Here is an 8358-nt window from a genome sequence, read left to right as displayed (position 1 = left end):
ATTTACATCTATGGATGTGCGTATAATATTGCAATATATTAACTTATAAAGATAATTTTGAATTGTTCAACTTGAATGAGCCCCCGAATATCGTCAAATTTTTTCATTTCAAATCTGTTTTATATTGAAACAATTAAAATCACTTTCTTGCATGTCATAAGTGGAAGGCGTGTGAGTAAAAATTGCTAAAGAAAGGAGTAAAAGTATCTTTTATGAACCGTCTCAAGAGCTAAGGGCTGTAGACAACATTGGAGACAGGTAAAGTGTGTGATGGTACTGGTTTTCTCCTTTATTAAGTGAAAAAAAGATGAATTCTGAAATTTAAATCTAAGCTTTTCTATCCCTTCTTAATTCTTGTCTGTAGAAAAAATTGATCATTTCACTTCCTCAAATTTTTCTTTTACAGAGGGAAAAATGGTCGTTAGAGATATAAAAATATCTGTTAGCAAAATTTTATAGGGAAGGTTATTAAAATCTGAAAGAATTGGGAAGTGCTATGGCGATGGCTTTTTTCATAACAGTGGGGAGTGCTTCATCGGCAAGATGTTGAATGTTGCACCACCGACCATTTTCACAATTCATTTCATGAATATCGTCAGTATAGTAAACATCGAGTTTTAGAGAAAAGTGAGTAAAAACATGGGTAATTTGTCCTTTAAATTGCCAATTGGCAGTAAAGGGTGCGTTTTGGAGCCCATTTTTGTTGTTTATGCCAATATTATTAGGAATTTGGGTCATTCCACCAAGGAGTTTTTGCGTCTGTCGTTTTTCCAAATAAATTTGTCTCTTTTTGTTAAGGACCACAAAAGCAATACCTATTTTTGAAGGACGTTCTTTTTTAGGAGCTTTGACTGGAAAAGATTCCGTTTGTTGCATCTTTGCCGCTTTGCATAAATTTTGAAGAGGGCAGATAGAACAAGATGGTTTGCGTGGAGTACAAATTGTTGCTCCCAAATCCATCATTGCTTGAGCAAAGTCGCCAGGACGATTTAAAGCAATAATTTTTTGTGTTTGTTCTTTAATTTCAGCTTTTGCTTTTGGTAATATTGAAGTGATAGCAAAAAGACGGGCTACCACACGTTCAATATTACCATCAACCACTGCTACAGGGTGGTTAAAAGCAATTGCAGCAATGGCAGCGGCTGTATAATCTCCAATACCGGAAAGAGTTCGCAATGCTTTTACAGATTGTGGAAATTGTCCTGCGTAGTTTTCAATAAGCTGTTTTGCACATTTTTTAAGATTACGTGCGCGTGAATAATAACCAAGTCCAGCCCATGCTTTCATGATGTCATCTTGTGAGGCTTTTGCTAAAGAAAAAAGATCAGGCCAAAGTTTCAGAAATTTTTCAAAATAAGGCTTAACCGTTTCAACGGTCGTCTGTTGAAGCATGATTTCAGAAAGCCAAACGTGATAAGGATCAGGACGGATACCTTGTTTTTGCTCTTTAGGGGTAATCCGCCAAGGGAGATGTCGGTGATTTTGATCGTACCAAGAAAGGAGGTGCGAGGAAATTTCATACATGATTGTTTTCAAGCATAGAGAGGTATAAAATGCAAAAGAAAAACATTTATTTGGCAATCCATGTTTTTTTCTCTTTTATTTTTATGGTTGAGATTTTGGTGAGAAGAGAATTTTTATTTTGTTGATATTATATAAATTGGGAAGGCAATAATTTTTAGATGAAACAAATGATTATCATTGAGTAAACGGTTGAACAATGATCTAAAATGAGAAAACAACTAAAAAAACATGCTTTTTATTCTCTTTCTGAGACGGTACTAAAAACACTTGATCCAGTTTTACGCAGACGGACAGGGCTTAATGTTGCGCTTATAGAGTATTGGCCACAAATTGCGGGCGATGATATCAGTGAACATACAATACCCCTTAAAATTATTTGGAAACGTCGCGCGGATCAAGATGAAGTTTTTAAGCCCGCAACACTTGTTGTCGCATGTGAAGGATTTGCTGCGTTAAAATTGATGCATGAAACAGAGGAATTACTTCATAGAATTAATGGATTTTTTGGCTATATTGCTATCGATCGTATCAAGATTGAGCAAAGGAGTATGTCGGTTTTTATGAATCATGGGCCTTTAAAGCCTGCTTTGAGCGAACAAGACAAAAAATGCGTAGAAAAAATGCTAGAAGGAATTGAAGATAAAAGCTTACGCCAATCACTTTATCAACTTGGCTGTTGCATTTTCTCGGAAAAAAATCATAAATAGCAAGATATTTTAGATATTTTTCTTTAATATATGAGAAAGCATTGGATTCCTATTTGTTTAATAACAACAGAAAAGTATTATTTATGGTAAAATGTCGTTCTTTTTTATCCTTCGGGATAATTTTTCTCTTCATAACGATTGTACAAAACAGTATAACAGTTACGTTAGCACGTGATCTCAAACCGGTTGCAACGGTGGATATGGCTGAGCTTCTTCAATCGGGTAAAGTAAAGGATCGCTTTGAGGGAGAGGCGGATGCTCCAGTCATCATTGTTGAGTATGCTTCATTGACATGTACACATTGTGCACATTTTTATAATGATATCCTTCCTCAAATTCGTAAAAAATATATCAAAACAGGCAAAGTAAAACTGATTTTCCGTGATTATGCTTTTGATCCTCGAGCAACAGCCGGTTTTATGTTAGCACGATGTGCTCCAGAAGATCGCTATTTTCCTTTGATAGAAGTTTTATTTCAAAAACAAAATGAGTGGGTTTGGGGGAAAGATGCTCTGACACCGTTGAAAAAAATTAGCCTAATGGCGGGGTTTACAGATGAGAGTTTTACTGCGTGTTTGAAAAATCAGTCCATTTTAGATGAAGTGAATGCATCTTTTGAGCGTGGTAAAGAACTTGGTGTCACAGCAACGCCTACTTTCTTTATCAATGGTGATAAATATGAAGGTGCCATGAACGTAGAAGACTTTTTTTCGGTGATTGATGGTTATCTTAAAAACTGAATTTTAATCTTCCCAAAGGTGAATAAGAGAGACTTATGGTCATTTCTCTTTTGGAAGGATTGGTATTATGTATTTATGAAGCGATTATGAAACGGTATTTTTTGTTTTGCCAATTTTTGAATCAAATCATTGTTTTTAAATGAGCTTACATTGAATGATGTTTTGATTCTGATATGGGAGGATTTGTATAATGAAAAAATGGGTTTATAGTTTTGGAGATGGCAGCGCAGAAGGAAGTGCAAGCGAGCGTAATCTTCTGGGAGGTAAAGGTGCCAATTTGGCAGAAATGAGTAATCTTGGCTTGCCAGTGCCGCCCGGTTTTACTTTGACAACAGAAGTTTGTAATTTTTATTATGCCCATGACAAATCATATCCAGAAGAGCTACAGGAATCTGTTACGAACGCATTAAGACGCGTTGCTGAACAAACAGGACGTGAGTTTGGGAATAAACAAAGACCACTTTTGCTTTCTGTTCGTTCAGGGGCACGGGCTTCTATGCCTGGGATGATGGATACAGTGCTGAACCTTGGCATGAATGATGAAACTGTAAAAGCGATTGCTTTACAAGCCAATAATGAACGTTTTGCTTATGATAGTTATCGGCGTTTTATCCAAATGTATTCTAACGTTGTTTTGGGGCTAGACCATTCGTATTTTGAAGAGATTCTTGATGAAGCAAAAGCGCGCAATGGTTACACTATTGATACAGAAATGACAGCAGATGATTGGAAGAGTGTTATTATTTCTTATAAAGCCTATGTTGAAGAAAAATTAGGAACGCCTTTTCCACAAGACCCTGAACAACAGTTATGGGGGGCGATAGGAGCCGTTTTTTCAAGTTGGATGACAGCACGTGCGGTTACTTATCGCCGTTTACAGAACATTCCTGAAAGTTGGGGAACGGCAGTGAATGTGCAAGCTATGGTTTTTGGTAACATGGGAGAAGATTCAGCAACAGGTGTTGCTTTTACGCGCAATCCGTCGACAGGAAAAAAAGAACTTTACGGTGAATTTTTAGTTAATGCGCAAGGGGAAGATGTTGTGGCGGGTATTCGAACGCCTCAAAATATTACAGAAAATGCGCGTATTGTTGCTGGTTCAAATAAGCCCTCTTTAGAAAAAATTATGCCTGAAGCTTTTTTGAAGTTATGTCAGATTGCGCAGAAACTTGAGCAGCATTATCGTGATATGCAAGATCTCGAATTTACCATTGAAAAAGGTAAATTATGGATGCTGCAGACTCGTTCAGGAAAACGCACGGCTCGTGCGGCTCTCAAGATGGCAATTGAAATGGTTGAAGAGGGGTTAATAAGTCGTGAAGAGGCTGTGATGCGTATTGATGCAAAGTCACTTGACCAACTTCTACACCCAACACTGGATCCCAAAGCAGAACGTTTTGTTATCGGACGTGGATTACCAGCTTCTCCTGGAGCCGCAACGGGTGAAATTGTTTTTACTTCAGAAGAGGCAGAAACGGCATCGGCAGAAGGGCGCAAAGTTATTTTGGTTCGTGTGGAGACAAGTCCAGAAGATATTCATGGTATGCATGCTGCGGAAGGAATTTTAACAACGCGTGGCGGTATGACAAGCCATGCTGCTGTTGTGGCGCGGGGGATGGGAAAGCCATGTATTTCTGGTGCTGGCAATGTGCGAATTGATTATAACACAAATATGCTGCTTGCTTCAGGAGAAAGCTTTAAAAAGGGTGATATTATCACGATTGATGGTGGAAGTGGGGAAATTTTCAAAGGGAAAGTTGCGATGTTGCGGCCTGAGCTTGGCGGAGACTTTGCAAAGTTAATGGAATGGGCAGATGGGATGCGACGGATCAGAGTTCGCGCTAATGCGGAGACACCATCGGATGCCCGTATGGGACGTTCTTTTGGGGCTGAAGGTATTGGTCTTTGCCGTACGGAGCATATGTTTTTTTCTGGTGAACGTATTGTTGCCATGCGTGAAATGATTTTAAGTCATGATGAAAGTGGACGTTGCAAAGCGTTAGACAAGCTTTTGCCAATGCAGCGTTCAGATTTTAGTGAATTATTTGAAATTATGTGTGGTTTGCCTGTGACCATTCGCTTACTCGATCCGCCACTCCATGAGTTCTTACCAAAAACCGATGCAGAAATTCTTGAAGTTGCAAAAGCTATGGGGGTTTCTGCTGAGGCGCTTGCTGAACGTGCACAGCAGTTACACGAATTTAACCCTATGCTTGGATTACGAGGATGCCGTTTAGCCATTACTTATCCTGAAATTGCTGAAATGCAAGCGCGGGCGATTTTTGAAGCAGCAGCGGAAGCTGTTCAAAAATCTGGATCTCCTGTTATGCTTGAAATTATGGTGCCACTTATTGCGCTTAAATCTGAACTCGATTTTGTAAAAGCGCGTATTGATCAGGTTGCTGAGGAAGTGATGAAAGAAAAAGGAAGCACTATTCAGTATATGGTTGGGACAATGGTTGAACTTCCAAGGGCTGCGCTTCGAGCCGATGAAATTGCTGAAACAGCGGAATTTTTTTCATTTGGCACAAATGATTTGACACAAACCACTTTTGGGATTTCCCGTGATGATGCGGCTCCTTTTTTGGCAACTTATTTTCAAAAAGGCCTTTTAGAACAAGATCCTTTCGTATCTATTGATCGTGATGGTGTAGGAGAACTGATTGCTATTGCTACACAGCGTGGACGCTCAAAGCGTGCAAAAATAAAATTGGGAATTTGTGGTGAACATGGAGGCGATCCTGCTTCTATTGCTTTATGTGAAGAAAATAACCTAGATTATGTTTCGTGTTCTCCTTTTCGAGTCCCAATTGCTCGTTTAGCAGCAGCACAGGCTGCAATAGCAAAAAGGATATAATCGATTAATATTTTTTATTGTATCATTATCAACGAAATAGATTTTTATGTACAGTCTTTTATTTCCTTCCTTAAAGAAAATAAAAGCACTGCTAGAAAGCACTATAAGTTATAGCATGTGAGAAAGTATATTTTTGAAAGGTTTATGAGAAAAAATATAAAGCAAGATAAAACAAAGGGTTATTATTAATATACTTTCAGTATGGACGGATCTTTTGATAGAGAGTGGCGGCTATTATGCAGTTAATTCATGCGTTTTCTTTTTGACAGAGGAAACGCCTCTCGCAAAACAGAAAGCGTCAAACAAATACATTTATTTTGTACATTTATGGGCTGTTTTTAAGAAACGTCTCTTAACCTATTTCACGTTATCACTCGTGGAATGGGATTATCTAAAACTCCCTGTAATTATAAATTTCTTCAGAGTTTATAAAAACCACTGTGCGCACCATCTTTACGCTTATGAAGGAATATAAATTTTACATAAGATATTGATTATAATGATAATTGTAATTTATCATATTGAATGAGAACCTCAAACATCATCAGATTTTTTCATTTCAATTTCTGTTATAATTGAATCGATCAAAACTATGTTTTTTTGCTTTTTACAGGCGAGGAGAACCACGTAGATAAAAAAACTAAAGCAAAGATATGCTTCTGTCTCAAGTCCTAAGAGCTGTTGCAACGTTGAAGGAAGGGACAGAGTGTGGAATGATGCTAGCTTGCTTCTTTACAAGTGTAAAGATGATAGCGTACAGTAGAGCTGCGATTATAGTATTCACGGGTATTGTTGCGAAATGGGCTTGGGTACTTTGAGCGATGTTTCTTTAAAGAAAACCCCGTGAATGGGAAAGTATATTCCGTTTGGGACGTTTTGTTTTACGTGAGGGGATGTGAGCCAAAAAAACATGTGATAAACAAAAGCGTGAGGTAATAGGTAATCTCCATTCTTTAAAAGAAGGTACAGCTTTAGATGTCTTTGAAAATCGTAAAGCTACATGAAAAGAAAATGGTCAAAATGGGAAGTGGTTTCTACTCTTAAAACTTTATATTCTGCTCAAATTAAGCTGCCTCTCTGTTTTAAGAATACACAAACAGAGATATACACACTCTCCCCCCATTTGGCATACAAAAGCTATAACAGCAGAGAAAATACACCTTAGTTTTTATCCCAAACATGCGATTGAATGAGGTTTGAATGCTGATTTACAAGCCACAACAAAAACAAGTTTTTTTTAGAAAACAACGCCATAAAATATAAAACTTTCCAGTAATGGATTGGAGAAATGTGCTGGCTTTTTATAAAACCACTTCGCGAAACAACGACCATAACACAACTGGCTTTTTGTCTTGTTATTCTTAAAGGTGTTCGTAGATATCCTTTGCATCATATTCACAAAATCAAATGGACATTAAATATAGATAATTTCTGGCTCGGGAATATGAAAGAAAGGCGTGATGCAACAACAGAATTTCGTGTTCCTTTATCATCAGAAGCAATAAAAATTCTAAAATAAATGTGTTGACTTTCTCCCAATGATTTCCTTTTTCTCCAACCGATCATGAGTCTCTTTCTAGCAAATTATATGGCTCAACATGTAATGTATAAGAAAACCATCCTGATTATTTAATATACAAAGGTTTGCGATGAAGAAATATTTTTGTATTCAAGGGGCATTAAACAAGAAAATGATAAATTATCATTATAAATCAATATATTATTTTTTATAATATTGACGATTAGCTTTAATTTAATAAACCAATTTCACGCATTTTCATTAAAATTGTGCGGTTAATTTTTCCCGTGACAGGAAGATCAAACATTTTTTGAAACTGTTTTAAGGCTTCTATGGTCTTTTTATCTTCTATTCCTGTGACAATAACTTCCTCATGACCAAAATTCTGTAAAGCTTTTTGCACCTGTAAAATATCTTCAATAGAAGGATCTAAAATAGCTTCTTTTGAATTTGTTATATTTCTTGTTATTTTATTATTTGCTATTTCTATTTCGCTCTGTTTAATTAAGATCGCAATTTCATCTGTTGCGGTATTGGGTAAAACGTCGTTTTGCATTTTTTGAGTGGTTTGTTGTTTCCATAGAGCGATAGCACGACGCGTCTTAGGTCCTTCCAGTCCATCTAAAGGTCCATCATAAAGTCCTAATTTTGCGAGTTCTTTTTGCTTTTCCAGAATGCTTGCTGATTGAGGGGAAAAAGGTGAATTTGTTTGGGGATGATTTGGAGAATGTAATAAAGTTGCACGAGAGGGGTCTTGTAATTTTGCTTCTTTCTCAGATAAATCAGAGCTTTTTCCTATATTTTGAGTAGAAGAAAAGTTCATTTGAGTTAAAATATTTTGATGTGGTATTATTTGCGAAAATAAAGCATTAAAGGCAACAAATAAAAAACTAATACTAAAAAGGAGAGAGCCAACAAAAAATAAAGTATTTTTTCGTGTATAGAAATAAAGAGTTTTTGCTATCCAAAAAATAAAATGAAAAATTATAAGAAGAAGAGTGATAACAATAC

The 8358-nt window shown here is 36.8% G+C and carries 6 protein-coding genes; 4 read left to right on the top strand and 2 right to left on the bottom strand.

What is annotated here, in order from left to right; genetic code table 11:
• Positions 1-468 precede the first annotated feature (468 nt).
• A complete protein-coding gene (mutY, locus tag HWX04_RS07385) occupies positions 469-1524 on the bottom strand; it encodes an A/G-specific adenine glycosylase (protein ID WP_175869502.1) in 1056 nt (351 codons plus the stop codon).
• 206 nt (positions 1525-1730) lie between these two features.
• On the opposite strand from mutY, the gene HWX04_RS07380 reads away from it, so the two are divergent.
• The 4 genes from HWX04_RS07380 (at position 1731) to HWX04_RS07365 (ending at position 7347) form a co-directional block, all read left to right on the top strand.
• Entirely contained in the window at positions 1731-2231 is a 501-nt protein-coding gene (locus tag HWX04_RS07380; RefSeq protein WP_175869501.1) for a DUF721 domain-containing protein, read from the top strand.
• Positions 2232-2314: 83 nt separating this feature from the next.
• Positions 2315-2971, top strand: a complete 657-nt coding sequence (locus HWX04_RS07375) for a DsbA family protein (protein WP_175869500.1) — start codon at positions 2315-2317, stop codon at positions 2969-2971.
• A gap of 190 nt (positions 2972-3161) precedes the next feature.
• Complete coding sequence (ppdK, locus tag HWX04_RS07370) at positions 3162-5828, top strand: pyruvate, phosphate dikinase (protein ID WP_175869499.1); 2667 nt, start codon at positions 3162-3164, stop codon at positions 5826-5828.
• 1288 nt (positions 5829-7116) lie between these two features.
• A complete protein-coding gene (locus HWX04_RS07365; protein WP_175869498.1) occupies positions 7117-7347 on the top strand; it encodes a hypothetical protein in 231 nt (76 codons plus the stop codon).
• A gap of 229 nt (positions 7348-7576) precedes the next feature.
• Here the strand turns inward: HWX04_RS07365 and HWX04_RS07360 are convergent, their stop codons facing one another.
• Positions 7577-8356 carry a peptidoglycan-binding domain-containing protein gene (locus HWX04_RS07360; protein WP_246257580.1) on the bottom strand — a complete coding sequence of 260 codons (780 nt, stop codon included), beginning with the start codon at positions 8354-8356 and terminating at the stop codon, positions 7577-7579.
• Positions 8357-8358 lie beyond the last annotated feature (2 nt).

The organism is Bartonella gabonensis (assembly GCF_903679515.1).
GTDB classification, from domain to species: Bacteria; Pseudomonadota; Alphaproteobacteria; order Rhizobiales; family Rhizobiaceae; genus Bartonella; species Bartonella gabonensis.
The sequence above is the reverse complement of the archived record's forward strand: the minus strand, read 5'-3'. Positions and strand labels throughout refer to the sequence as shown.